Consider the following 26168-nt stretch of genomic DNA (forward strand, 5'->3'; position numbering starts at 1 on the left):
TCATCGAAGGAGTGCCGGGGTTTTCGGGGCTTGGGTTTTCTCGGCGCTTGGTACGTCGTTGCCAGCCCCGAGTCCGCCACCGAGGGCCGTCACCAGTTCGGCATGGGCACTCAATCGCGCGGCCTGAACTTGTTGCTGCACTTGCTGCTGCTTGAACAACAAGGTTTGGGCGTTGAGCACATTGAGGTAATCAGTGAGGCCGCGCTGGTACGCGATCATCGCGATGTCGTAAGTCTTCTGCGCGGTGGCCACGGATTCGGCGGCGAAGCCTTGCTGCTTGTCCATCGACTCGCGGCGGATCAACTGATCGGAGATATTCTTCAGCGCATTGACCAGAGTCTGGTTGTAATGCGCCACGGCCATGTCATAACCGGCGGACGCCTCGCCCAGTTCAGCGCGCAATCGGCCGCCGTCAAAGATCGGCAACGAGATCGCCGGCCCGACGGTGTAATTGAGTTTCTTGCCGGTCAAAAACTCCAGCGCCCCACCGCCGGTGGCCATGTAGCCGAGGCTGCCGACCAGATCGACATTGGGATAGAAACCGGCGTGGGCCACTTCGATACCGCGCGCCTGCGCCGCGACCTGCCAGCGACTGGCGACCACGTCCGGACGCTGGCCAAGCAGTTCGGCGGGCAATGCCGACGGCAGTTTCAGCGCGGCGCCGAGCGCCAGGGTCGGACGCTGCAATTGCGCGCCCTCTCCCGGGCCTTTGCCGGCCAGTGCGGCGAGCTGATTTCGGCTCAAAGCGATTTCTTCGTCCAGCGCATCCAGTTGCCGATGGGTTTCCGGCAACGGCGTTTCGGCCTGACTGACTTCGAAATGCGTGCCGATCCCGCCACTCAAACGCTTCTGCGCCAGATCGAGAATCTGTTGCTGCTGCGCCAGAGTGGCGGCGACGATGTCCCGTTGCGCGTAGTGCAGCGACAGCTCGATGTAGGCGCGGACGATGTTGTTCTGCAATTCCAGCTGCGCCAGACGCGCTTCGGCAGCGCTCATGTGAGCAAGATCCACCGCGCGCTCACTGGCGTTGCTTTCCTTGCCCCAGAGGTCGAGGGCATAGCTGAAGCCCAGCGCCGCGTTGTTGTCCCAGGTGGTGCTGTTGGCCAGCTCACCGGGGCCGTAGAACTGATCGGTCGGCCAGTTGTGACGCTTGAGGGTCGACTCGCCATTGACCTGCAACGACTCGGCCGCTTCGGCAACACCGGCCATGGATTTGGCCTGACGCACCCGCGCGATGGCCATGGCCATGGTCGGGCTGCCTTGCACGGCGAGATCGATCCAGCGATTCAACTGCGGGTCGCCGTAGGCCTGCCACCACTGCGCGGTGGGCCAGTTTGCGTCACGGGCGGCGTGGGCGATGGCGTCGTCGGTGGCCAGTGAATTGGCCTCCAATGCCTCCCCCTGCGGGGCGATGCCTCCGGTTCCAATGCAGCCGCCGATTGCCAAAGAGAAAGCCAGAACACTGAGCGGCATAAGCGCTCTGTAGATGCGACGCGGCACAGCTGCGAATTCCTGAGGTTGGAAAAGATCCCCTGTAGGAGCTGCCGCAGGCTGCGATCTTTTGATGTTGTGTTTCAAGATCAAAAGATCGCAGCCTGCGGCAGCTCCTACAGGATCGGCGCAATTCTATGGGGTGGATTTCACGGCGATAAGCTGGGAATCCTGTGAATCTTTGTTACGGTTAACGAGATAATCCCAAGGTCGGGGGTCTCTACCCCGGTAACTTCGTGTCACAATTTGCCACCTCCCTTGAGAGCACCCCATGGACACTTTGCAAAACATGCGCGCCTTCAGTTGTGTGGCCGAAGCCGGTAGCTTCACCGCCGCCGCCGTGCAACTCGACACCACCACCGCCAACGTCTCGCGCGCGGTCTCCAATCTGGAAGCCCACCTGCAAACCCGTTTGCTCAACCGCACCACCCGCCGCATCGCATTGACCGAAGCGGGCAAACGCTACCTGCTGCGTTGCGAACAAATCCTCGCCTACGTCGAAGAAGCCGAAGCCGAGGCGAGCGACGCCCACGCCCGCCCCGCCGGACAGCTGAAAGTCCACACCATGACCGGCATTGGCCAGCACTTCGTCATCGACGCCATCGCCCGCTACCGCAAAACGCACCCGGATGTGACCTTCGACCTGACCCTGGCCAACCGCGTGCCGGACTTGCTCGACGAGGGCTACGACGTGTCCATCGTGCTCGCCAGCGAACTGCCTGACTCCGGCTTCGTCTCGCAACGCCTGGGCATCACCTACAGCATCGTCTGCGCCTCGCCGGCCTACGTGAAAGCCAATGGCAGCGCACAAAAACCCAGCGACCTGCTCAACCACGCCTGCCTGCGCCTGGTCAGCCCCGTCATCCCCCTGGAAAAATGGGCCTTCGACGGCCCGGAAGGCCAGGAAATGGTCACCATCAACAGCTCACCGTTCCTGGTCAACTCCGCCGACGCCATGAAAACCGCGATCACCAGCGGCATGGGCGTCGGCGTGCTGCCGGTGTACGCAGCGATCGACGGCCTGCGCAACGGCACGCTGGTGCGCGTCATGCCGAACTACCGTTCGCAAGAACTGAACCTGTACGCGATCTACCCGTCGCGCCAGTATCTGGATGCGAAGATCAAAACCTGGGTTGAGTACTTGCGCGGGTCACTGCCGGAGATATTGGCGGCGCATCAGGCGGAACTGGCGGCGTATGAATTGAGCGGGAGTCTGGGTGGGGTGAGAGTGGCGAACTGAGGCGGTTCCCGCTAGTGACGTGACGATGACGAGTTTGCATCGTTTTGACGGATGGCATCAGCTATGCCAAACAGTTGCGATCCAGTGCCAGACTCGGATTCTCACTACCGTCAATAACAGGAAAGCGATTCTTCAGCACTGAAAAATCGCTTTCCCCACCATTCCCGTTGGCGTCGTTAAAGCAGGATTACAAACGATCCCCCTCAAGGGGGAGTTCGAATTCAAGCCCTCCGGCATCTACCGTTAGCTCAACTTTCAGGTTAACAGGGTTGTTCTCATTCGCCGGCTTGCACGTCACATCAAGTGACGCGACGATTGTCCCTGCCTTCCGATCAAAGTGAGTAACATTGATATAACTGTTATAACCACCGCCTTCTATGCCGTTGTAATATTCCATTTCAGCCCCTTGAGACTTCGCATAATAAAGTCTTTTGAACAGTCCGCGACTGTCCAGCTCATGGCGTCCGGTAGTCACATTATCTGAGAGAAAAATTTGTACGACTTTCATTGACGATTGCCCGGTCGGCGTATTTCCGCGAATGACCATATAACCGGTGATCTCCGATAACAGAAATCCCGCGACGGGCACGCTGAATTCCTCGCCTTGTAAAGTTCCCGTGATTTTTCCGGTAGGCGCCTTTGTATTTTCCAATGATGCCAATGGCATATCCATAAAAACCACCTCTTGATTATTAGCAACGACCGCCGAACAAGCATCAACTAAAGCCACATGATGCAACACTGTAAAAGTTGACAGGCTTTCATCACTATTTGCGATAGTGCTTACAACCAAAATGAACGCTGACAACAAACGAGGCTGAGCACCTTACAAATCCCATATTCATCTAAAACCCCAACTTTATATGCCGGAACGCATTCAACTTTAGACTTTTAAGATGGGCGGTTGCAGGAGCTGAGTGCAACACGGTCATTGAATTGAAGCTGGAGCATCATGCCGCATAGCCATGGCCTTCTGCATCACCTCGCCCATAACTTCGATTGGGCATTTGAAGTCGAAGCGCTTACGCGGACGCATGTTCAGTTGCAGTGCGATGGCATTCAGTTCTTCCTGGCTGTGTACCGACAGGTCTGTGCCTTTGGGCAGGTACTGGCGGATCAGGCCATTGATGTTTTCGTTGCTACCGCGCTGCCAAGGGCTGTGCGGGTCGCAGAAGTAAATCGCCACCCCAGTCTGCTGGGTGATTTCAGCATGCCGCGCCATTTCTCGACCCTGGTCGTAGGTCATGCTCTTGCGCATCGCCAGCGGCATGCCATTGAGCGCTGCACTGAAGCCTTCCATCGCCGAGGTCGCCGTCGCGTCGTTCATCTTCACCAGCATCAGGTAGCCACTGGTTCGCTCCACCAGCGTGCCTACACACGAGGCGTTGGCTTTGCCCTTGATCAAGTCGCCTTCCCAATGCCCTGGCATTAGCCGGTCTTCGATCTCCGGTGGGCGCACATGGATGCTGACCATCTCGGGAATCTGGCCGCGCCGATCCACACCACCAGAGCGCGGTCGGCGTGTCGTCTTGCTTTGCCGCAGGCAGATGATCAGCTCCTTGCGCAGTTCACCGACCGGCAGGGCATAGATCGCGTTATAGATCGTCTCGCGACAGACGTAGGCATCTCTGAGGCTGGGAATGTTCATGCTGCGCAGCTTGCCGGCAATCTGCTCGGGAGACAAACGCTCACGGAGCATATGCGCCACCAACTCGAAGCGCTCACCACCCCGCAACAGCTTTCGCTTCGGTCGACACACCTGGCGGCGAGCCTGCATCTGCTGCTGGGCCGCGTGGGCCGAGTAGCCGCCACAGACATCTCGATTGCGGCGCAGCTCCCGGCTGATGGTCGAAGGGGATCGGTTGATCAAGCAGGCAATCCTACGCAGGCTGAAGCCTTGGGCATGACTGATTTGAATGGTGGCGCGCTCTTCAACGCTGAGTTCGGTATAAGACATAGGGGCAGCACCGTACCGGAAAGGTCAGGTGTTGCACTCAGTTTTTGCCGCCGCCATGCTAAAACCCGACGCGTCCTGGAAGGCACCAACAATCTCAGGTACAGGTTCAGTCACGGACTTAACCATTCAAATTAACATTAGCTTTAAAGACCGCGCCCCCTCAAACCGAAAGTCAAATCAAGCTAACCTGCGGTTTACCATCTAACGCTCAAATCAAAAGATCGCAGCCTTCGGCAGCTCCACGGAAAATGGGCACAACGGAATGGATTGGTCGGCTGCCAGGCCGCCATCGCTGGCAAGCCAGCTCCCACAGTGATTTGAGCTGCCGCACATAGGCTCTTCACCACTCAACAGGATGAGCGTCAGCTCGGCTGTCGCTCTTGATCTTGACTCGCCCGCCCCTTCGGAAGGCTGAGTGGAGGTGTTCACCCGGGGATTGGCGCGCAGCGCCGAGGCGAGACCTTTTGGTTCCTTTGGGCTGGGCCGGCATTCCGGCGTTTGCCAAAAGGGACTCGCCGTAAGGGCGAAACCCCAAGCCGCCACTACCGCAGCAACGGATATGCACCCAAAACCCCGAGAACCTGGTCGCCCCAGAGGCCGCCAAGCCAAGACAAACGCCGAAAAACAATGTTAGCGTGCTTGGCAATTTCAGAGCCCCGACGAGCCTAAGCCCAATGAAAAAAACAGTCCTGGCCTTCAGCCGCATCACCCCCCCAATGATCGAACGCCTGCAACAAGAGTTCGACGTCATCGTGCCGACCCCAAAGAGCGGCGACATCAACGCCCAATTCAACGAAGCCCTGCCCCACGCCCACGGTCTGATCGGCGTCGGGCGCAAGCTCGGCCGGGCACAACTGGAAATCGCGACAAAACTCGAAGTGGTTTCCAGCGTCTCGGTCGGCTACGACAATTACGACGTCGACTACTTCAACGAACGCGGCATCATGCTCACCAACACCCCTGACGTCCTCACCGAAAGCACCGCTGACTTGGCCTTCGCCCTGATCATGAGCAGCGCCCGCCGCGTCGCCGAACTGGATGCCTGGACCAAAGCCGGCCAATGGCAAGCCAGCGTCGGCGCACCGCTGTTCGGCAGCGATGTGCACGGCAAGACATTGGGCATCGTCGGCATGGGCAACATCGGTGCCGCCATCGCCCGACGTGGCCGACTGGGTTTCAACATGCCGATCATTTACAGCGGCAACAGTCGCAAGACCGACCTTGAGCAACAACTCGGCGCGCAGTTCCGCAGTCTTGACGAACTCTTGGCTGAAGCCGATTTCGTCTGCCTCGTGGTGCCACTGAGCGAAAAGACCCGCCACCTCATCAGCCACCGAGAATTGGCCTTGATGAAACCGGGCGCCATCCTTGTCAACATCGCCCGTGGCCCGGTAGTGGACGAGCCGGCGTTGATCGAAGCGCTGCAGAGCAACCGCATTCGCGGTGCGGGTCTGGATGTTTACGAAAAAGAGCCGCTGGCAGAATCGCCGCTGTTTCAGCTGAAAAACGCCGTGACGTTGCCGCACATCGGCTCGGCTACCCATGAAACCCGCGAAGCCATGGCCAACCGTGCGCTGTCCAACTTGCGCAGCGCTCTGTTGGGCGAGCGTCCGCAAGACCTGGTCAACCCCCAGGTGTGGCGCGGTTGATCAATGCGGGAAATGACTCAGGGGTCATTTCCCGTAATTAATAAAGTTGTCGTTTCACATAAGTTGCAATCGAATCCAGCGCCAAAGTAAAAAAAGCCGTAATAAACTCTCCCGACTTATCGTAACCACGATATATCGTTATGGAGAACATCTTGAACAACTTGACCACCAACCAGCTCATTCGCTACAGCAAACTTATTTTAATGGCCTACATCAGTTTCTTCGGCTTACTGGTGATGTACCACAACTTTACCGACTACGCGTCGAATTACGAATACGTCGGACATATCCTCAGCATGGACACCACGCAGCAAAACGAAAGCATCCGTTATCGCGCCATAACCTCACCTTTGCTGCACCATCGAATCTATTGGTTTGTCATCACCATGGAAGTGACTTATACGGCATTCTGCCTGTTAGGCACTTACCATCTTTTGAAAAAGATAAACGCGTCCGCTGAAGACTTTCACGAAGCCAAAAAGTTTTCGATTATTGGTTTGCTAATTGCCATGTTCATTTATTACGTGTGCTTGCAAGTCATCGGGGTCGAATGGTTTGACATGGACACTTCGACCACCTGGAATGCCAAGGACTGGGCGCGGCATATCGTCGACTTCATCTTGCCGCTGATGATTTATATCGCGATGAAAGTCGAGCGCTGACAACCAGCGCCCGACCCTTGAGGGCTATGCCAGTTTTCCGTGCTGAGGCGGAACCCAGATTTTAGGTTTTCGAAACACCAGTACATTCCCCAGCATGACCAATACCAGTCCCGCCAATGCGGGTGCCGTCCATTGGTAACCCTCGGCATACGCGGAAACGTTCAGCGCCACGACGGGAAACAGCACGGTGCAGTAAGCCGCACGCTCGGGGCCCATCCGCCCGACCAAGGTCAGATAGGCCGTGAAGCCGATCACGGATCCCGGAATCACCAGATACAACAGGGCGCCGACGTAACGCGATGACCAGTCCATCTCGAACGGGATGCCCTTGACCAGGCACCACGCGGTCAACATGGCAGCGCCATAGGCCATGCCCCAGGCATTGGTCGTCAGCGGTCTGAGCCCGGCCTTTTGTTGCAGACTCGAGAGCATGTTGCCCGCCGAAAAACACAAGGTGCCGCACAGTGCCAGCCCCAGGCCGAGCAAGGTTTCAGGACTGGCCGCGTGCCCGGCCAGTTCCGGCCAGAACAACAGCCCCAGACCGAACAGGCCGAGGGCGCCGCCCATCAACACATTGCGGGCAATTTTCTGGCCGAAGAACACCCGTGCGTTGAGCGCGTTCCACAACGTAGCCGTCGAAAACACCACCGCGACCAGACCGCTGGGTATCCACTGACTCGCCGTCAGAAAGCACATGAAGTTAACGCAAAACAGGCACAAGCCTTGTGCCAGGCAGATCAGATGGCCGCGACGGTTCATGGGCTGCAAGCGACGGCTGATCAGCAACACCGCGAACAGCACCAATGCGGCAAGTCCGAAGCGGTAGACGATCGAGACCGGAATGGCCACTACGCCCAACTGCCACTTCAAGGCAATCCAGGTGGTTCCCCAGATCAGCACGGTCAGCAAATACAACGAAAGGTTCATGGCAAAGGCTCCTGAATAGACCTTCAGTGTCTGCCTCGCCGGATCAGGCGCGCTTGCACAAACTTGCGCTTTTGTCGCTGCGCGGGCTGGCAGCGCGAAGTCTACGGAGTAGGATGCAAGGCGTTGAAGAGAACCCGATCATGGCCCTGGATACCCTGCAAATCTTTCAAGCCCTCAACCGCTCGCCAAATGCTCGCCTGGAGCACAGCGCCGAGCTTGGTGACGGCTTGTCCGCAGCTTTGTGGAGTAACCATCACGACGCCCAGGAATACGAAGCGCCGAGCCATCACACGCTGTCCTGCTACATCGCCGGCGGCACTGGTACTTTTCGCCGGGGACAACCGGGGATCACGGGCGGTCCGGACAAGCTGTGCGTCCTGCCGGCGGATCATCAGTCGGGCTGGGTGATCAATGGCGATATTCGCCTCGCTCATTTGTATTTCAGCGCTGAACAGTTTGCCTTGGGCTGCGTGACGCTGCTGGATCGTGAGCCACGGGAGCTGCAATTGCGGGAGCAGACATTCCTGGACGACGCGCAGCAGGCGCAGCGCTTTCGGCAACTCATCGCACTCAATTGGGAGGAACCGGCCGAACGTTTGCTGACCAGTAGCCTTGCCCACGAAATGCTCAGCCATGCCCTGCTCAGTCAGGTAAATGCGCGCCAGGGGGTGCGGCTCAAGGGCGGATTGGCGGCGCATCAGCGACGCCACTTGGTGCAGTTCATCGACAGTCAGTTGGCGGAGGCGATCAGCCTCGGGCAACTGGCAACTTTGTGCGCGTTGTCCGAATACCATTTTGCACGGATGTTCCGGGTGAGCTTTGGACTGCCGCCGCACCAATACGTACTGGCTCGGCGCCTGAGTCGCGCGCGGGATCTGTTGCGTTGCACGACGTTGCCGTTGGGTGAGATTGCCCTGGCGTGCGGGTTTGCCAGTGCCAGTCATTTTGCCAACCGGTTTCGCCAGGCGCTGGGTGGGACGCCGGGTGAGTATCGGCAGGCGTTTTTGCGGTAAGTCACATCAAAAGATCGCAGCCTGCGGCAGGATCCGTGGAGCTGCCGCAGGGTGCGATCTGTTGACCTGTGTTCTTAAAACTCCAACGTAGTCGACAGCGAAACCTGCCGGGAATCCCCCATCGACACAAAGAACCGGCTCGCCGCCGATGTGTAGTAAGTACGGTCAAACAGGTTTTTCACGTTGAGCTGAAACTTCACCTTCTGTCCTTCGACACGCGTGTCATAAGTGGCAAAGGCATCCGCAACCGTATAGCTCGGCAGATCGAAATCATTGACCGCATTCCCCGCGCGCTCACCGACATACCGCGCGCCCGCACCGACTCGCAACTGATCGCCGCCGATCACACTGCCGAAGTCGTACACCGCCGACAGCGAACCGGAATTACGCGCAACGTTTTGCAGTTTCTTGCCTTTGTAATCCGGATCTTCGGTGACCTCGGCATCGGTGTAGGCGTAGCTGCCGATCATGCTCCAGCGATCCGTAAGCTGGCCGCTCAGATCCACTTCCAGGCCACGTGATCGCACCTCACCGGCCGCACTGTAAATCGTCGTCGGGCCTTCGGAGTTGGCCACCAGCACGTTGCGTTTCTTGATATCGAACAGCGCGACGTTGCCCGTGATGCGGCCGGGCATATCCAGCCGCGCACCCAGTTCCCACGACTTCGCTTCTTCTGGCGCCAGGCTGCCGTCAAGCACGGTGCTGCTGCCGCTCAATGGCGCAATGGTCGAGTTGGGTTTGAACGATTCGGTGTAGCTGCCGTAGAAAGACAATGCGTCGGTATAGCGGTAGACGAGGCCGGCACGCGGCACCCATTTCTGCCCGTTGCTGTCAGTATTGGCCTTGAACGGCACGCCTTTGCCGGCGTACTGGTCATATTTCTGGAAGCGCCCGCCGGCGACCAGAATCCATTGATCGTTGAGATGGATAGAGTCCTGCAGGAACAGCGAATCGCTGCGCAGAATATCGGTCTGCGCACTGTCCGCCGCGCTGACCGTGGTGCCCTCGACTTCACGGCCATACACCGGATTGACGTAGCTGAAGGTGCTCAGGCTTTTCTGCCGGATCAGATCGGCGCGGTAAATCTTGCGGTACTCGTCATCGACGCCGAACACCAGGTCGTGTTGCATGCCCAGCGCGCTGACTTTGCCTTCGAGACTGGCGGTGGTGAAACGGTCGGTGGAGAGCGCGTTTTGCGTGCCGTCCATGCTGCGGGTCAATGTGCCTTTTGTGGTGTCGATGGCGGTCACGCGCACCTGGCTGGCGTCGTAGGTTTCGCGATTCCAGCTGTAGCCGAAGTGGGCTTTCCAGTCGTCGTTGAGTTCGTGGTCGGCCTCGAAATGATAAAGATCCGAGCGCCCTTCCATGTCGTTGAATGGCTCATCGAGACGCTCGTTGCGAGAAATATCCAACGGATGATTGGTGCGCGGATCGATCACTGTGCCGCGATCGAACGGGGTCAAGAACTCACGGTGTTCATAGGCGAACAGCAGCTGGGTGCTATCGCCATACCAGGCCAGCGACGGCGCGATCAGCGTCTCGCGATGGGTGCCGAAATTGCGCCAGTAATCTTCGTCCTCGTGATCCAGCACCATCCGATACGCCAGGCCGGATTCGCCCAAGGCACCCGTGCTGTCGAATGTACCGCCGCTGCCGTTCTTGCCGTCGCCATAGGTCGAACCGCGCGCGGTAAGGGCGTTGTACTGCTCCATTTCAGGCTTCTTGCTGACCATGTTGACCACGCCGCCGGGATCCTGAATGCCGTACAGCAGCGATGCCGGGCCCTTGAGCACTTCGACACGATCCACCGTGGCGTTCATGCCACGGCCCTGCACGATCGGCATGCCGTCACGCATGATCGAGCCGTTGCGGTTGTCGCCGAAGCCGCGGGTCATCACCGAATCCTGGGTGCTCGCCAACGTGTTGCCCTGAGTGATACCGCTGACGTTAGCCAGGGCGTCGTCAAGATTGCGCGGCGCCTGGTCGCGGATGACTTGGGCCGGGATGACATTGACCGTCTGCGGGATTTCCTGGAGAGACGCCGAGGAGCGCATCACCGAAGTGGTTTGCGGCGGCTGATAGCTCATCGAGTCGTCGCGCACCGACGTGATGTTGGTAGCGCCAAGGTTCAAGGTGCCTGCAGTGGGTTGTGGTTCAAGGGCCAGGGTGTGGTTGTCGGTGCGGCGGAAAGTCAGGCCGGAACCACTGAGCAGTCGTTGCAACGCTTGCTCGGCGCTCATCGAACCGTTGACTGCTGGAGCATTGAGGCCGTATGGCGCCTCGTCGGTATAAACCACGCTCTGTCCGGTCACGCGGGCGAAGTCGTCCAAAGCCTGGGGCAGCGGTTTGGCGGCGAGGGCGAAATTGAACTGCTCGCGTGACTGCGTGCTGACGGTCTCCGCAGCCAGCGCCACGCTGATGGGCAGCAATGCCAACGCTGAAAAACTCAGTGCCTGCGCACCGAACCACTGTTTGACCGAACCCGATTTTGCCCTGGACTTCATTGCTCATGACCTGTGTAGAATCGCTGCGGATGCGAATGAATCGCACTTTCTGTCATCTACACGGATGGGGTTCGGGTTTACCTCACTGGTTTTTTTTATTTTTTTTGATCAAAAGATCGCAGCCTTCGGCAACTCCTACATGGTTCTGTGTCGGGGCTGTCGAAGGCTGCGATCTTTTGATTTTGCAGTCAGCGCAGAATAATCAGATGCCCCAGCACCTGATGCTGCTCGAACCCCATCACTCCTTGCAGCGAACTCAACACCGCGTGCGGATCGTTGCTGGGGAAACTGCCGCTGATTTTGCGGGCGGCCAGGTCATCGTTGAGCAGCAGGATCCGCCCTGGGTAATAACGCCGTAAATCCTCGACAACCTCCGCCAGCGTCGCCTTGTAATACGTCAGCCAACCCTGGCGCCAGGCCAGTTGCGCCTTGCTGTCGACGGCGTGAAGTTTTTGCGCAGAACCTTCGCCGTAGGCCACTTGCTGACCGGCGGTGAGGATCTGTGGTTCAGCATCGCGATCTGCCGTGACGCCAACCCGGCCCGACAACACCGTGACCTGCGCGCCGTATGATTGCAGGCGTACTTCGAACTGCGTACCCAGCACCCGCGTCTGACCTTTCTCGGCGTCGACCACAAACGGCTCACCGGTGTGGGTCACGCTGAAAAATCCCGCCCCTCGGCGCAGTCGTACATGGCGCTCGCCACCGCTGAAATTCACGGCGATGGCGCTGTCGGCATCAAGGGTCACTTGCGACTGATCGGCCAGCGTCACGGTGCGAATTTCACCGGGAGCCGATACAAAATCAGCGCCCAGATCATCGATCCAGCGCTGTGGCTGCCAACCGGCGCCGACACCGATTACCAGCAGCAGACAAGCAGCCATCGCCAGCGCGCCAGACCAGCGCCGGGCGTTTTGGTAGCGAGGTCGATCCATTGCATTGAGCAAGCCTTGCAACGCGAGAGCATCTTCATTGGCCAAGGTGCGCGCGGGGCTTTCGCTCAGCTCCCAAACCACTTGTGCCTGAGCGTAAGCCTCGGCGTGAGCAGGGTCGGCATGCAGCCATTGGCTGAAGGTCAACTGATCGCCGGTGCTGGGCCGATCATGCAGCAGGCTCAGCCAGGCAAGTGCGGCCGCTTCCTGTTCGGGCGTCGGTGCGGCGCTATCGGTGGGGTTCACGATGCTTTCCCTGGCGTGCGTGGCGCGGGTTCGCGCAGGCTGGCCTTGCAGGCCTCAAGGGCGCGCATCATATGTTTTTCCACGGCACTTTGCGAAAGGCCCATGGCGTTGGCGATTTCGGCGTATTTGCGACCGTGGATGCGATTGAGCAAAAATATCTGCCGGGTTTTTTCGGGCAAAGCGCGCAGCGCTGCTTCCACATGGCGCAGATCGTTGCCCGCCTCCAGCGCCGCTTGCGGTTCGCTGCCACGGCTGTCCGGCTCATCCGGTTGCCAGCCTTCGTTAATCCGCGCCCGCGTGCCTTCGCTGCGCAAATGGTCGATGGCGATATTACCGGCGCAGCGCAGCAGATACGTGCCGAGTTCATCAACCTGCACCAGCGGCCGCCGCCAGAAACGCACAAACAGATCCTGCACCAGATCTGCCGCCGTCGCCCGGCAGCCGACACGCCTGTTCACCAACGCTTCCATTTGCGAGCGCTGCGACAGGAATACCTGAAGAAAATGCGCACGTGACCCGCGCGCTTCATCGTCACCGGGTTCCGGTGGCAGACCGATCAGCACGGAACGGCACATGCGGCGAGTTTGCCTTTCATGTTCGACCTTGAAACGTAAGGTGTCCGGCTTACAGGCCGAACGGATGAGAGGCGATATTAATGATAAATATTCTCAAACGCAAAAGCCTTCGATTGCCGAAGGACAAAAGATCGCAGCCTGCGGCAGTTCCTGCGCAGGCATGGTGTACGCCGCGAATTCGCTGTCGGAGAAGCCGGCCGGTGGATGACACGTTCTTGTGCCAGAAACCAAAACGGGCCTGCAATCGCAGGCCCGTTCTCAATGGGTGACTTGAATCAGCGGATCAACTGTTGATCGCTGCCTGTTCATTCTCCAGAAATTCCTCTTCCAGCAGCGCATCGGCTGATGGTCTCTCGAACGGCACCACAGCGGCGCGTGGTTTGCCGCGCAACTTGCCAAACAGGTGCTCCAGCGCATGTTCGAGCTTTTCAGCCGCCCCATCGATCGCCAGTTCCAGCGAGTCGGCTTTATGGGTAACGGAAATCGGCTGATGGCCTTTTGGCCGCGCTTCCAGTTGGCAGCGCATGTCGTGGGGACCCGCTTTTTCACCGTTCTCGTCACTCAGGTGAACTTCGACACGGGTCAGGTCTTCCTGGTAGCGGTCGAGCGTGCTCTCAATGGTAGTACGTACCCACTCCTCCAGTCGTTTACTGCCTTGAACATGGTTATCGCTATTGACTTGGATTTGCATAGTTCATCCCTTAATTCAGCTAGCTCGCAAAAGGCCTTGAACAGATATTTCGTGACCTCTTGATTACAACAATCGGCCCGACCGCCGAACATTTCAACCCCTGGAAAAAGATAAATATGCTTTCGCAAATAAACCCGGACAACGGGACACGTCACTGGTAAGGTCGGGAGTTGCTTCGCCTCGCCTTGTTGCAAAATCTGCTCACAGTTGCCCGTCATTCAACGGGTGCAAGCCGCGAAATATCTCCGCTTCCTCCACCAGCCAGTCATGCACGGCACGCACGCCCGGATGGCTCAGCGCGCCCGGTGCGTAGAGCAGCACGTAGCGTTTGTGATTCGGCACCGCGACGCCGAACGGCACAATCAGCGTGCCTCGCTCCAGCTCGTCGTTAAGCAGCGTACGCCGGGCAATCGCCACGCCCATGCCGGCAATCGCCGCTTCGATGGTCAGGTGATTACGATTAAACGTGTGCCCGCGGCGAACATCCGCGCCTTCGAATCCGATGGCATTGAGATAAAACTCCCACTCCGCATATTCATAGCTGCCGCGCCAGGCCGTGATGTCGTGCAACAAGGGAAAGTGCCCCAGATTCGCCGGCCCATGTAGCGGCGGACGCCCGCGCAGCAGGCTCGGCGCACACACCGGAAAAATCTGCTCGTCCAGCAAGGCTGTGGATAACAGACCCGGGTAGCTGCCGTCGTTCAAGTCGATGGCCAGATCGAAATCGCCCTCGTGCAACGGCACGCTGCTGTCTTCCGCGACCAGTCGCAACTGAATATCCGGATAGCGCTGCTGCAGGCGCGGCAGACGTGGCGTCAGCCACTTGCTGAGGAACGACGGAATCGAACGAACGCGCAAAATCCCGCTGATCATGCCCGCGTCCAGGCGCCGCAATTCAGCGTCGATGCTGCCGTAAGCCTCGTTTACCGTAATGGCCAGTCGCTGGCCTTCGGCGCTCAATTCAACACCTCGCGCCCGGCGGTGGAACAGACGAAAGCCCAAGCGCTCTTCCAGTTGTCGGATTTGCTGGCTCACCGCTCCCGGCGTGATGTGCAATTCCTCCGCGCAACGGGTGAAGGACAAGTGCCGCGCGGCACAGGCGAACACCTGCAGCCAGACGTATGTCTGGGCATGCAATTGACGACTCATTGTTTAGTCCTGCTAAAGGCTGTCTTAGGAAGTTTCGTTGGTCACGCTGAACCGAGCTAGGCAGTATCGCCGACATTGCGCTTGTCCTACAAAAAATGGCAGCGATTCCTACTCCATTACCTGTCAGGGTTTAGCATGGCTATCAGTGTTTTCGATCTCTTCAAAGTCGGCATCGGTCCGTCCAGCTCCCACACTGTCGGGCCGATGCGCGCCGCGGCGACCTTCGCACAAGCGCTGATCAATCAATATCTGTTGGGCGACGTACGGCGCGTGGAAATCCGCCTCTACGGTTCGCTTTCCGCCACTGGCGTCGGTCACGCCACCGACCGCGCCTGCGTGATGGGCCTGATGGGTGAATGGCCGGACAGCATCGACCCGAACACGATTGATCCACGCATCCAGCAGTTGCGCGAAAGCGGCCAATTGTCGCTCGCAGGCCAACAGACGATTGCCTTCAACTGGCAGTCCGATCTCCTGCTACTCGACGAGAGCCTGCCCTACCATCCCAATGCCATGTCGCTGACAGCCTTTGGCGAAACCGGCGAGCTGTTCGCGCAAACGTACTACTCGGTGGGCGGCGGTTTCATCATCGAAGCGGCCGAAGCCGAGTCTGGCGTGGCGCCGACAGGCGATGTGGAATTGCCTTACGACTTTTCCAGCGCCGCCGAGCTGTTGGCGTTGTGCAACCGGCACAATTTGCGCGTCGGCGAACTGATGATGGCCAATGAGCGAGCCTGGCGCAGCGACGCAGAGATCCGCCAAGGCTTGCTGCACATCTGGTCGGTCATGCGTGAGTGTGTCGAACAGGGAATGCGCCACGAAGGCATCCTGCCGGGCGGTCTGAATGTGCCGCGTCGCGCGGCGAAATTGCACCGCAGCCTGTTGGAAATCGGCAAGCCGAATGTGATCAGTTCGACGCTGTCGGCGATGGAATGGGTCAACCTGTTCGCCCTCGCCGTCAACGAAGAAAACGCCGCCGGCGGGCGCATGGTCACCGCGCCAACCAACGGTGCGGCGGGGATCATTCCGGCGGTTTTGCACTACTACATGAAATTCAACCCGGACGCGTCCGATGACGACGTCGTCTCCTTCTTTCTCGGCGCTGCCGCCGTCGGCATTTTGTGTAAGAAGAATGCCTCGATCTCTGGCGCCGAGGTGGGTTGTCAGGGCGAAGTCGGCTCGGCCTGCGCAATGGCCGCTGCCGGTCTGGCTGAGATTCTCGGCGCCAGCCCGGAACAGCTGGAAAACGCCGCCGAAATCGGCCTCGAGCACAACCTAGGCCTGACTTGCGATCCGGTCGGCGGTCTGGTGCAAGTGCCATGTATCGAGCGCAACGCCATCGCGGCGGTGAAAGCGATCAATGCCACGCAAATGGCCCTGCGTGGCGACGGCAAACACTTCATTTCCCTCGACCGGGTGATCCGCACCATGCGCGATACCGGTGCCGACATGCACGACAAATACAAAGAGACTTCACGGGGCGGCCTGGCGGTGAACTGGGTGGAATGCTGAGGAGCGTTCCCTGACCGTCCACAACACGTGAGCCCGAGCAAGAACAATAACGAGGCAAAAACGATGAGCGATGTACGTACACCTGCTGCCGAAAATCCTGCTGTAGACCTCACGCGCAATACCGAAACGACCCACAAGGGCTGGAGCAAATTCGACACCACCTGGATGCTCGGCCTCTACGGCACGGCCATCGGTGCCGGCACGTTGTTTCTGCCGATCAACGCCGGAGTCGGCGGGTTCTGGCCATTGTTGATCCTGGCCTTGCTGGCCTTTCCGATGACCTTCTTCGCGCACCGAGGCTTGACCCGCTTCGTGTTGTCCGGACGCTCCGGGGACATCACCGAAGTGGTGGAAGAACACTTCGGCATCGGCGCCGGCAAACTGATCACGCTGCTGTATTTCTTTGCAATCTTTCCGATCCTGCTGGTGTACAGCGTCGCGCTGACCAACACGTTGAGCAGTTTCCTCGAACACCAATTGCACATTGCCCCGCCGCCGCGCGCGGTGTTGTCGCTGGCGCTGATCCTCGGTCTGATGGCCATCGTGCGCTGCGGCCAACACGTCATCGTCAAAGCCATGAGCGTGCTGGTTTATCCGTTCGTCGCCGCGTTGTTGTTGCTGGGTCTTAGCCTGATTCCGAACTGGAATGGCGCCTTCTTCGCCAGCGCCCGGGAAGGCATGCCGCTGCCAATGTTCTTCAAGACGTTGTGGCTCGCGATCCCGGTGATGGTCTTCTCGTTCAACCACTCGCCGATCATTTCCGCCTTCGCCGTTGAGCAGAAACAACGCTACGGCGCCGAGGCCGAGCGCAAGAGCAGCGGCATTCTCGCCATGGCCCACGGGATGATGGTGGTGACGGTGATGTTCTTCTGCTTCAGTTGCGTGCTGGCACTGTCGCCGGCGGATCTCGCGGCCGCCAAGGCGCAGAACATTTCGATCCTGTCGTACCTGGCCAACCACTTCCAGACCCCGGTCATCGCCTACGCCGCACCGCTGATCGCGCTGGTGGCAATCACCAAGTCCTTTCTCGGCCACTACATCGGTGCCAGCGAAGGTTTCCAGGGCATGATCGTCAAGAGTTTGCGCAGCCGTGGCCGGGTCATGTCGACGAGCTGGCTGAACCGCGCAACCGCGCTGTTCATGATCCTCAGCTGCTGGGCCGTGGCGACGTTCAACCCAAGCATTCTGGGCATGATTGAAACCCTCGGCGGGCCGGTGATTGCCTGTCTGTTGTTCCTGATGCCGATGTACGCCATCCGCCGCGTGCCGGCCTTGCGCCAGTATTCGGGACAGGTCTCCAACGTGTTTGTGGTGCTGATCGGCCTGATTGCACTGTCAGCGATCATCTTCTCGTTCCTGCCCTGAAACGAGCCGAAAAAAAACCGGCGAACTGCAAAGTTCGCCGGCTTCCAGCCGTGTTTATTGTTCGACAATCTTTCCGGCACACGCCTTGCTATGTCTCTGTAGGAGCTGCCGCAGGCCCGAGCTTGCGGCAGCTCCTCACGGAAGCAAAAGCCACGGAGCGGCCAATGGTCTGGTATTGCGAACTAATCCTGATCAAAGCCAGTCAACAACTGCACGTTCAATCAGGCGGTGACGCATCATGGACAACCCTTTTCAGATGATTACCGATGCCTTCGCGCCGGATTATCAAATCAACCTGAGCATTCAGGGCCTGGACGGCAGCATCATGCTGACCCTGTCCAACAGCGGTCGAATCGTGGCCAAACGCATGATCAGTGCCGAACAGCGTAACGATCCGGAACGCCTCAAGCGGCTGGTGCAAAGTATTCAGTTCGGCATCGCCATCGAACAAGGCCACAGCGCCGTGGCGATTCTGGAAGCCATGACTGGCGGCAACAGCCCGACGCCGCCACCACGGCAGGTTGAAAGCCTGCCGCAGTCAGCGCGCCTTTAAAGCTCGCCCTTCTCGACCTCCGGGTGTTCACTCGAACCCGTGCCGATCTTGCGGTGCGGGTTGTCGATCTTCACTGAAGGAAACTGCGAAGACGCGTAGCGCACCACCAGGATCGAAAACGCCAGCAGCAAGATCCCGCCGCACAGATACAGGATGCCCATGTCCGGCGGATTGTGGTGCGAGACATTGGAGATCAGCAGGCGAGTCAGCGCCGTGATCGCCACGTAGATCAGGAAGCGCACGGGCATGTGGTTGGTCTTGAAATAAATCCCGACCATCGCGCCCAGTTCCAGATAGATGAACAGCAACAGAATGTCATCGATCTTGATGTGCCCCACCTCGAGCATCCCGAGGAATTCCATTACCGCCGCCCATGCCGTCACCGCACCAATGGCGAACAACGCCAGGTAGTGGAAGGTTTCGACGAACAGGTTGCCCAGGGACTCGGCCAGTTGATGCACGTTTTGCCGCAGTTTCTCGGCCCAGTTGATTTTCACGATGAAGATTCCTTAGCCCGATTCGAGCGGATGTTGCCGGTTGGACGTGACAGTTTTCTGCGTTCATGGGAATTCATGCAGAAAGAAGGCCACGACATCATGGCGAGCCGCCAGCAAACGCGCGCCGTGGCGTTTGGTCGCACCAGGCATGAGCCTGGGGCTGACAAACCCTGAATCCGGTCTACATTAAAAAGCCACTACCCAAAGGCAAAGGATTCGCTTATCCTTTTCGCTGTATATAGATACAGTAGTCGCAAGACAATTAATCGTGAAGGCATGTGAGGTGGTGAATGGCCGTCGAAGTGGTATACCGCAGCAGCCGAGATCTGGAGCGCTTGTTCATGGATAAAGCCGAAGCTGACCGTCATGACAAAATGCTCGAACTCGCCGAATTGCTGGCTGAAGTGTTGCAAAAAGCCGTGCCGTCGCTGAACGAGCAGCAGGTGGATGAAGTCGGGATCTACATGGCGAAAAATCGCGATGTATTTGCCAAGGCGTTCAAGAGCCAGCCCGATGCACTGTCGGAGCTGATCAACACACCGGCCGAGCCCGTAGCAACTGAAGAAGTGGCAGAACCCGCCGAACCGGTCAAACCGGCCAAGGCACCCAAAGCCGCAAAATAAAAAGATCGCAGCCCCAACACCCTACCCCTTGTAGGAGTGCCGAAGGCTGCGATCTTTTGATCTTCAAATCTTTTGATACTCAAATCTTTGTTATTCCCCTCCCCAAAAATCACCGATACAAAACCCGCTCCGCCAACTCATCCGCCACCCGCGCCGGCGAACGCTTCTCCGCCTGCGCATGGGCAAACACCTCGGTCAACCGCGAGCTGATCTTCGACAGGTGCGCCGTGATCGTCGGCAATTCTTCGCCGCGATGCTTGAGCGACACATAAATCAACGCGCCCGCATTGATCACATAATCCGGCGCATAAAGAATGCCGCGCCGCTCCAGTTGATCGGCGACGTCCAGATGAGTCAGTTGATTATTCGCCGAACCCGCCACCGCCGCGCAGCGCAACTGCGCGACGCTGTTGCGATTCAGCACACCGCCCAGACCGCATGGCGCAAGAATGTCGCACGGCGTGCTGAGCAATGCGTCGTTGGCAATCGGATGGGCATTGAGTTGTTCCATCGCCAGTAACACCTTGCCGTGATCAATGTCGCTGACCAGCAGCTCGGCGCCAACAGCATGAAGCTGTTCGGCCAGTGCATAACCGACATTGCCCAGGCCCTGAATCGCCACGCGCAAACCTTCGAGATTATCGCTGCCCAGGCGCGCCATCGCTGTTGCGCGAATGCCGGCGAAAACGCCCATCGCCGCATGAGGCGCCGGGTCTCCGGCAGAGGTGGTGCTGGTGACATGTCGGGTCTGCTGGGCGATGCAATCCATGTCCGCCACCGAGGTGCCGCTGTCGATGGCGGTGATGTAGCGACCGTCCAGTTGGTCGATGCAACGGCCGAACGCTTCGAACAGCGCCGCGCGGTTTTCGACATGGGCCGGACGCACGATCACTGCCACCCCGCCGCCCTGCTCCAGACCGGCAAGCGCGGCCTTGTAGCTCATGCCCTTGGCCAGGCGCACCGCGTCCTCGACAGCAGATTCGTCGTTGGGATAGGCAAGGTAACGACATCCGCCAAGGGCTGGCCCGAGGCGACTGTTATGAATAGCAATGACCGCCTTCAACCCGGAGACCGGGTCAACGCTAAGATGCAGCGATTCCAGGCGAGTGCTTTGCATGAGAGCAAACATCGACAGGCTCCCGAATCACTTCTTGTAGACGCCAGTATAGGCTTGCAACAAAAAATTGCTGGAGCGCACCGGAATAAGCACGGGCTGCAAACCGGGCTTTGCGGCATAACTCGACGCGAGTGCAGCGCGGCACTGGACGAATAGCGGAGACGGGGCTAAAACGAGGCATTCTCCGGAGATTTTGATGAGCCCGCGCCAACGTTTCCTCGACTGTTTGCATCGTTCCCCTCCCGCGCTGTTCGAAGCTGCGCTGTGGATGGCGGCCGAGCACGATAAAGAGGCCAACCCACACGCCTTGTTGCAGGACTTCACCGAGCTGCAGCAACGGGTCAGTTACGGCTTGCCAATGATGCCGGTCAGCGAACTGGCGCAACCGCTGCTGCGACGCATGAACGACCTGGGTTATGCCAAGGACGATTTCACCCCGCTGCGCCCGCAAGCTGCGTTGTTGCACAAGGTAATGCAAACCCGTCGCGGACAGCCCCTCGCGCTGGCATTGATTGCGCTGGAATTGGCGCGGGGGCTGGAGATTCCGCTGGTGGGTGTCAACTTCCCCGGACACTTCCTGCTGCGGGTGCCCGGCGCCGATCATTTGCTTGATCCGTGTGGCGGTCGACGTCTGTATCCAAACGACTGCCGCGAGTTGTTGCAGCGTCAGTACGGCTCGCAGATGAAGCTCAATGCCGAACATCTGGCAACCGCCACGCCGGTTCAGATGCTCCAGCGCCTGTCCCGCAATCTGCGTCAGTTGCACCTGACACACGACGATTTCATCGCCGCACTGATGGACGCCGAACGCGTGCTGGAACTGGGCAATGCCAGCGCCGCCGATTACCTGGCCCGCGCCAGCCTGTATCAGCGGCTCGATTGCCCCAGCGCCGAGCGATTCGACCTGGAACATGCCCTGCTGCTCAGTGAAGATCCGATCCAGCGGTTGCGCCTGACCGAACGGCTCGGGCATTTGCCACCCAACTCGGTAGTTCATTAACCCCTGCAGGAGCGAGCCTGCTCGCGAAAGCGCCGGGTCAGCTGATGAAGATGCTGGCTCACACAACCGCCATCGCTGGCAAGCCAGCTCCCACAAGGATTTCTGCTCCAACACACTCAGAGACAGCCCCTCGCTCCTACAGGCGATCGTGTGGCTTGGCCGCGAAATGGGTGTGTCAGGTGCAGATAATTTGTCTGGCACACCTTCTTCGCGGGCAAGCCCGGCTTCTACATGGGTTACGGGGTGTCGGGCTGGTTGGCGGGGTGCGCCTTGATGAACGCGGGATGCGTTGCAGCGAGAGCGGCCACGCGACGAATCCGAGGGTAAGCCTCAAGATCGACGTTGAAACGCTCGGCCGCATACAGCTGTGGAATCAGATACACGTCGGCCAACCCCGGCTGTTCGCCGAAGCAGTAACCGGCGTCGCCGATCAACTGCTCCACCGTCGCCAGACCTTGACCGATCCAGTGGCTGATCCACTCGACCACTTGCGGCTCGTCATGACCGAGTTGCCGCAAACGATTCAATACGCTGACGTTGTGCAACGGATGCACATCGCAACCGATCACCGCCGCCACGCCACGCACTCGCGCACGAGCGACCAGATCCCCGGGCAATAGCGGCACCTGTGGATAACGTTCCTCCAGGAACTCGATGATCGCCGGCGATTGAATCAACAGCGCGCCATCATCGGTACGCAAGGCCGGCACGCGGCCCTGCGGATTGATCGCCAAATACGCCGGTTGACGATGCTCTCCTCCCACCGGGGCGATGAGATTCACCGGCAGCGCCTGATAATCCAGGCCCTTGAGCGCCAGCGCGATGCGCACCCGATACGACGACGTGGAACGGTAATAGGTGTAGAGATCCATTACCCGCTCCTGTCAGTGCGCCGCCACGATTTTGCCTCGGCATTCGCCGAAACCGATGGAGGCAAAACCGTCACGGGCGCAACGGGCGCGCAGGATAATTTCGTCGCCGTCTTCCAGGAACTTACGCACTTCGCCGGAGGCTAGCTCGATCGGCTTTTTGCCGCCCTCGGTGATTTCCAGCAGACTGCCGAACTGACCGTCTTCAGGCCCCGACAACGTGCCCGAACCGAACAGATCGCCGGCCTGCAACTGGCAGCCGTTAACGCTGTGGTGCGCGACCATTTGCGCGACGGTCCAGTACATGTGCCGTGTATTGCTCAAGGTCAAACGATGCGCGGGAAGATTTTGCTCGCGCATGGCCTCGGTGAGCAGCAGGACTTCCAGTTCGATGTCGAAAGCACCGGCGGCCTGATCACGCTGGTCGAGCAGATACGCCAGCGGTTGCGGATCGCCCTGCGGACGCGCGGGTTGTGGGCGACGGAACGGCTCCAGCGCTTCGGCCGTCACTACCCACGGCGAGACGCTGGTGATGAAGCTCTTCGACAGAAATGGCCCCAGCGGCTGATATTCCCAGGCCTGGATATCCCGCGCCGACCAGTCGTTGAGCAGACAGAAACCGGCAATATGCTCAGCGGCATCGCCAATGGCGATCGACTCGCCCATCTCGTTGCCCTGGCCGATCCAGATCCCCAGTTCCAGCTCATAGTCCAGACGCGCGCAGGGGCCGAAGGTCGGCTCGGTCTGACCGGCCGGCAGGGTCTGGCCTTTCGGACGACGGACCTCAGTGCCGGACGGCCGCACGGTGGAAGCGCGGCCGTGATAACCGATCGGCACGTATTTGTAGTTCGGCAGCAGCGGGTTGTCCGGTCGAAACAGTTTGCCGACGTTTTGCGCGTGCTCGATGCCGACATAGAAATCGGTGTAATCGCTGATCCGGGCCGGCAGATGCATCTGGCAATCGGCAGCCAATGGCAGCCACTTCGCGCCTTGGGCTTCGATCTTGCCGCGCAGCGCACTGCCGTCGCTGAACAACTCCAGCAGACGTTTACGCAGGGCAACCCGGGCCGGGCGACCGAGTTCGAAAAACGCATTCAGTTGACCGCCGCGCGTGGCTTCGACGGCCGCCTTCGCGACACCGTCGAACAGGCCGGCGTCCAGCGCCGCTTCGAGATCGAAAATGTGTGCGCCGATAGCAACACCGCTGCGCGGGACCGAGCCGTTGATGCTGAACACGCCCAGCGGCAGGTTCTGCAACGGGAAATCGGCATGACCGTTGGCGGAAACAACCCAGCTGCGGGCAATGGAAGTCTGGGTCATGGGTTATCTCCGGGTCGGGTCGAATGAGGCGGGCAGTGTGGCCCAGCAGGCGTCATAACTGGATTGCAGTTGCGGGCAGTCGAGGGCGAAGCGGCTTGGGCGCAGCACTTGGCTGGTCTCGAACATGAAGGCCATGGTGTTGTCGATTTTCGCCGGTTTGAGATCGGCGCTGATCGCCTTCATGCAGGTTTCACCGTCAGGGCCGTGCGCGCTCATGCAGCTGTGCAGCGAGGCACCGCCAGGCAGGAAACCTTCGGCCTTGGCGTCGTATTCGCCCTGGATCAGACCCATGAATTCGTTCATCAGGTTGCGGTGGAACCACGGTGGACGGAAGGTGTTCTCGGCCACCATCCAGCGCGGCGGGAAAATCACAAAGTCGAGATTCGCCAAGCCATGCACGCTGGTCGGCGAGGTCAGCACGGTGAAGATCGACGGATCCGGATGATCGAAACTGACCGTGCCAATCGTGTTGAAGCGACGCAGATCGTATTTGTACGGCACGTTATTGCCGTGCCATGCGACCACGTTCAGCGGCGAGTGATTCAATTCACAGCCCCACAATTGGCCAAGGAATTTCTGCACCAGCGTGGTGGGTTGTTTGAGGTCTTCGTAATGCGCCACCGGGGTCAGGAAGTCCCGTGGATTGGCCAGGCCATTGCTGCCAATCGGGCCCAGATCCGGAAGCCGCAAGGGCGCGCCATGGTTTTCGGCGACATAACCGCGTGCTTGTGCATCGAGCAGTTCGACGCGAAATTTCAAGCCGCGCGGCAGCACGACGATTTCCAGCGGTCCGACGTCCAGCACGCCCAGCTCCGTGGCAATACGCAATCGTCCTTGCTCAGGCACCAGCAACAGTTCGCCGTCGGCATTGAAGAACACACGCTCCATCGAACGATTGGCGCGGTAACTGAAGATGCTGATCCCGGCCGGTTTATCCGCACTGGCATTGGCCGCCATGCTCACCAGGCCATCGATGAAATCGGTCGGCTCACCCGGCATGTCCAGTGGATTCCAGCGCAGGCGGTTTGGCGTCACGTCGCCCAATGGGCCGCCGGCCAGTTGCCGATCGAGTTTGACGAAGGCCGGGTGATTGGCCGACGGCTGAATGCGGTACATCCAGGTGCGCCGCGTTTCGCCGCGACTCATGGTGAAAGCCGTGCCGGAGAACAGTTCGGTGTAGAGACCGTAAGGGGCTTTTTGCGGGGAGTTCTGGCCGACGGGCAGCGCGCCGGGCAGTGCTTCACTGCTGAATTCATTGCCGAAACCGGACTGATAAGCCAGCGTCGACGACGTTGAATCGAGGTTCATGGAGCCTCCTGAACAGGGAGGCGGCAATGGCCGACGCTCTACAACAGAGGTCTTGGCACGCCGCGGTTATTTTTATCGTAATCGGATTACGCATAACGTAATTTGCTCGACATCCAGCGTCAAGCTATAAAGACGCCCACTCGTTTCGTAACCCGGCACTCCCATGGAAAAAACCAGCGAAAGCAACGGCAAACAAAAGGTTCGCTCCGCCGAGGTCGGCACCGATATCCTCAAGGCTCTGGCTGAGTTATCGCCCGCCACTTCGTTGTCGCGCCTGGCGGAACATGTGCAAATGCCGGCAAGTAAGGTTCACCGTTACTTGCAAGCGCTGATCGCCTCGGGGTTTGCCGAACAGAACAGCGCCACCAACCATTACGGCCTCGGTCGTGAAGCGCTGCGCGTCGGTCTGGCCGCACTCAACAGTATGGACGTGCTGAAAGTCGCCGCCCTGCCCTTGGCCGAACTGCGCGACGAACTCAACGAAACCTGTTTTCTGGCGGTGTGGGGCAATCAAGGCGCGACTGTTGTTCACATCGAGCCGGCCGTGCGCGCGGTGACGGTAGTGACGCAATTGGGTTCAGTGTTGCCGCTCCTCAGTTCATCCACCGGTCTGGTGTTCAGCGCGTTTCTCCCGTCTCGGGAAACCGATGAATTGCGGGATCTGGAAACCAACGTCGTCGGTCATCCACTCGCTGACGACGTGACTTACGCAAGTTTGTGCGAACAGATCCGCGAACGCGGCTTGCACCACGTTCACGGTTTGCTGATGCCGGGCGTGGATGCTTTGTCCGCGCCGGTGTTTAATGCAGTGGGCCAGGTTGCCGCCGTGATGACCATCGTCGGCCCGACCTCGTTATTTCATGCCGACGAAAACGGCCCGGCGGCGCAGCGTTTGCTGGCGGCGACGCAGGCCGTTAGCTGGCGAATGGGGTTTGAGCCAGCCCGCGCAAACTGACCTTCAGGCACTC

Annotated in this window: 24 protein-coding genes and 1 pseudogene; 11 read left to right on the forward strand and 14 right to left on the reverse strand. The window is 59.2% G+C overall.

Annotated elements, in window-relative coordinates:
- The gene (locus tag GIW69_RS00575) at positions 1 to 1500 is read right to left on the reverse strand and encodes an efflux transporter outer membrane subunit (RefSeq protein WP_236480214.1); all 1500 of its coding nucleotides are present in this window, start codon (positions 1498 to 1500) and stop codon (positions 1 to 3) included.
- 262 nt (positions 1501 to 1762) lie between these two features.
- Between GIW69_RS00575 and GIW69_RS00580 the strand changes: the two genes are divergently transcribed.
- Entirely contained in the window at positions 1763 to 2731 is a 969-nt protein-coding gene (locus GIW69_RS00580) for a LysR family transcriptional regulator (RefSeq protein WP_236480215.1), read from the forward strand.
- Between the two features lie 187 nt (positions 2732 to 2918).
- On the opposite strand, the gene GIW69_RS00585 is transcribed toward GIW69_RS00580, so the two are convergent.
- Entirely contained in the window at positions 2919 to 3542 is a 624-nt protein-coding gene (locus tag GIW69_RS00585) for a hypothetical protein (RefSeq protein WP_236480216.1), read from the reverse strand.
- A gap of 117 nt (positions 3543 to 3659) precedes the next feature.
- Positions 3660 to 4688 (reverse strand): IS30-like element ISUnCu4 family transposase, encoded by a 1029-nt coding sequence (locus tag GIW69_RS00590; RefSeq protein WP_095016300.1) that lies wholly within the window; start codon positions 4686 to 4688, stop codon positions 3660 to 3662.
- Between the two features lie 674 nt (positions 4689 to 5362).
- On the opposite strand from GIW69_RS00590, the gene GIW69_RS00595 reads away from it, so the two are divergent.
- Both GIW69_RS00595 and GIW69_RS00600 read left to right on the forward strand, forming a co-directional pair.
- A complete protein-coding gene (locus tag GIW69_RS00595) occupies positions 5363 to 6337 on the forward strand; it encodes a 2-hydroxyacid dehydrogenase (RefSeq protein WP_236480217.1) in 975 nt (324 codons plus the stop codon).
- Between the two features lie 152 nt (positions 6338 to 6489).
- Complete coding sequence (locus tag GIW69_RS00600) at positions 6490 to 6999, forward strand: DUF2165 domain-containing protein (RefSeq protein ID WP_236480218.1); 510 nt, start codon at positions 6490 to 6492, stop codon at positions 6997 to 6999.
- Positions 7000 to 7023: 24 nt separating this feature from the next.
- Here the strand turns inward: GIW69_RS00600 and GIW69_RS00605 are convergent, their stop codons facing one another.
- Entirely contained in the window at positions 7024 to 7926 is a 903-nt protein-coding gene (locus tag GIW69_RS00605; RefSeq protein WP_236480219.1) for a DMT family transporter, read from the reverse strand.
- A 137-nt stretch (positions 7927 to 8063) separates the two neighbouring features.
- On the opposite strand from GIW69_RS00605, the gene GIW69_RS00610 reads away from it, so the two are divergent.
- Complete coding sequence (locus GIW69_RS00610; RefSeq protein WP_236480400.1) at positions 8064 to 8939, forward strand: helix-turn-helix transcriptional regulator; 876 nt, start codon at positions 8064 to 8066, stop codon at positions 8937 to 8939.
- 74 nt (positions 8940 to 9013) lie between these two features.
- Here GIW69_RS00610 and GIW69_RS00615 read toward each other — a convergent pair whose 3' ends face one another.
- The 3 genes from GIW69_RS00615 to GIW69_RS00625 form a co-directional block, all read right to left on the reverse strand.
- Positions 9014 to 11443, reverse strand: a complete 2430-nt coding sequence (locus tag GIW69_RS00615) for a TonB-dependent receptor (RefSeq protein ID WP_236480220.1) — start codon at positions 11441 to 11443, stop codon at positions 9014 to 9016.
- Between the two features lie 188 nt (positions 11444 to 11631).
- On the reverse strand, positions 11632 to 12621 hold the full coding sequence (locus GIW69_RS00620) for a FecR family protein (RefSeq protein ID WP_236480221.1): 990 nt from the start codon (positions 12619 to 12621) through the stop codon (positions 11632 to 11634).
- Positions 12618 to 13196, reverse strand: coding sequence for an RNA polymerase sigma factor (locus tag GIW69_RS00625; RefSeq protein WP_236480222.1), 579 nt, complete (start codon positions 13194 to 13196; stop codon positions 12618 to 12620). The genes GIW69_RS00620 and GIW69_RS00625 overlap by 4 nt, the downstream gene beginning before the upstream one ends.
- 28 nt (positions 13197 to 13224) lie before the next feature.
- Between GIW69_RS00625 and GIW69_RS00630 the strand changes: the two genes are divergently transcribed.
- Positions 13225 to 13404: a hypothetical protein gene (locus GIW69_RS00630; RefSeq protein ID WP_236480223.1), complete on the forward strand. Its 180-nt coding sequence runs from the start codon at positions 13225 to 13227 to the stop codon at positions 13402 to 13404.
- Positions 13405 to 13479: 75 nt separating this feature from the next.
- On the opposite strand, the gene GIW69_RS00635 is transcribed toward GIW69_RS00630, so the two are convergent.
- Positions 13480 to 13887, reverse strand: a complete 408-nt coding sequence (locus GIW69_RS00635) for an HPF/RaiA family ribosome-associated protein (RefSeq protein ID WP_236480224.1) — start codon at positions 13885 to 13887, stop codon at positions 13480 to 13482.
- Between the two features lie 201 nt (positions 13888 to 14088).
- Positions 14089 to 15036: a LysR substrate-binding domain-containing protein gene (locus tag GIW69_RS00640; RefSeq protein ID WP_236480225.1), complete on the reverse strand. Its 948-nt coding sequence runs from the start codon at positions 15034 to 15036 to the stop codon at positions 14089 to 14091.
- A 135-nt stretch (positions 15037 to 15171) separates the two neighbouring features.
- On the opposite strand from GIW69_RS00640, the gene GIW69_RS00645 reads away from it, so the two are divergent.
- The 3 genes from GIW69_RS00645 to GIW69_RS00655 all read left to right on the forward strand — a co-directional run bounded on the left by GIW69_RS00645 (position 15172) and on the right by GIW69_RS00655 (position 18466).
- The gene (locus GIW69_RS00645) at positions 15172 to 16548 is read left to right on the forward strand and encodes an L-serine ammonia-lyase (RefSeq protein ID WP_236480226.1); all 1377 of its coding nucleotides are present in this window, start codon (positions 15172 to 15174) and stop codon (positions 16546 to 16548) included.
- A 63-nt stretch (positions 16549 to 16611) separates the two neighbouring features.
- Positions 16612 to 17913: a serine/threonine transporter gene (locus tag GIW69_RS00650; RefSeq protein ID WP_236480227.1), complete on the forward strand. Its 1302-nt coding sequence runs from the start codon at positions 16612 to 16614 to the stop codon at positions 17911 to 17913.
- Between the two features lie 238 nt (positions 17914 to 18151).
- Positions 18152 to 18466 carry a DUF3509 domain-containing protein gene (locus GIW69_RS00655; RefSeq protein WP_236480228.1) on the forward strand — a complete coding sequence of 105 codons (315 nt, stop codon included), beginning with the start codon at positions 18152 to 18154 and terminating at the stop codon, positions 18464 to 18466.
- On the opposite strand, the gene GIW69_RS00660 is transcribed toward GIW69_RS00655, so the two are convergent.
- Complete coding sequence (locus GIW69_RS00660) at positions 18463 to 18963, reverse strand: phosphate-starvation-inducible PsiE family protein (RefSeq protein WP_236480229.1); 501 nt, start codon at positions 18961 to 18963, stop codon at positions 18463 to 18465. The genes GIW69_RS00655 and GIW69_RS00660 overlap by 4 nt on opposite strands.
- Positions 18964 to 19253: 290 nt before the next feature.
- Between GIW69_RS00660 and GIW69_RS00665 the strand changes: the two are divergent.
- Positions 19254 to 19508, forward strand: a pseudogene (locus GIW69_RS00665) (YebG family protein); the annotation flags it as partial.
- A 187-nt stretch (positions 19509 to 19695) separates the two neighbouring features.
- On the opposite strand, the gene GIW69_RS00670 reads toward GIW69_RS00665, so the two are convergent.
- On the reverse strand, positions 19696 to 20715 hold the full coding sequence (locus GIW69_RS00670; RefSeq protein ID WP_236480230.1) for a Glu/Leu/Phe/Val dehydrogenase dimerization domain-containing protein: 1020 nt from the start codon (positions 20713 to 20715) through the stop codon (positions 19696 to 19698).
- Positions 20716 to 20899: 184 nt separating this feature from the next.
- Here GIW69_RS00670 and GIW69_RS00675 point away from each other — a divergent pair, with 184 nt between their 5' ends.
- Positions 20900 to 21703 carry a transglutaminase family protein gene (locus GIW69_RS00675; protein ID WP_236480231.1) on the forward strand — a complete coding sequence of 268 codons (804 nt, stop codon included), beginning with the start codon at positions 20900 to 20902 and terminating at the stop codon, positions 21701 to 21703.
- A 236-nt stretch (positions 21704 to 21939) separates the two neighbouring features.
- On the opposite strand, the gene maiA is transcribed toward GIW69_RS00675, so the two are convergent.
- Genes maiA through hmgA form a run of 3 tightly spaced genes read right to left on the reverse strand, consistent with a single transcriptional unit; the run spans position 21940 to position 25200 of the window.
- Complete coding sequence (gene maiA / locus GIW69_RS00680) at positions 21940 to 22575, reverse strand: maleylacetoacetate isomerase (RefSeq protein ID WP_236480232.1); 636 nt, start codon at positions 22573 to 22575, stop codon at positions 21940 to 21942.
- A gap of 12 nt (positions 22576 to 22587) precedes the next feature.
- The gene (gene fahA / locus GIW69_RS00685) at positions 22588 to 23892 is read right to left on the reverse strand and encodes a fumarylacetoacetase (protein ID WP_236480233.1); all 1305 of its coding nucleotides are present in this window, start codon (positions 23890 to 23892) and stop codon (positions 22588 to 22590) included.
- Between the two features lie 3 nt (positions 23893 to 23895).
- A complete protein-coding gene (gene hmgA / locus GIW69_RS00690) occupies positions 23896 to 25200 on the reverse strand; it encodes a homogentisate 1,2-dioxygenase (protein WP_236480234.1) in 1305 nt (434 codons plus the stop codon).
- Between the two features lie 163 nt (positions 25201 to 25363).
- Here hmgA and GIW69_RS00695 point away from each other — a divergent pair, with 163 nt between their 5' ends.
- A complete protein-coding gene (locus tag GIW69_RS00695; RefSeq protein WP_236480235.1) occupies positions 25364 to 26155 on the forward strand; it encodes an IclR family transcriptional regulator in 792 nt (263 codons plus the stop codon).
- Positions 26156 to 26168: the final 13 nt, after the last annotated feature.

It is taken from the genome of Pseudomonas syringae (assembly GCF_021605415.1).
Classification (GTDB): Bacteria; Pseudomonadota; Gammaproteobacteria; order Pseudomonadales; family Pseudomonadaceae; genus Aquipseudomonas; species Aquipseudomonas syringae_S.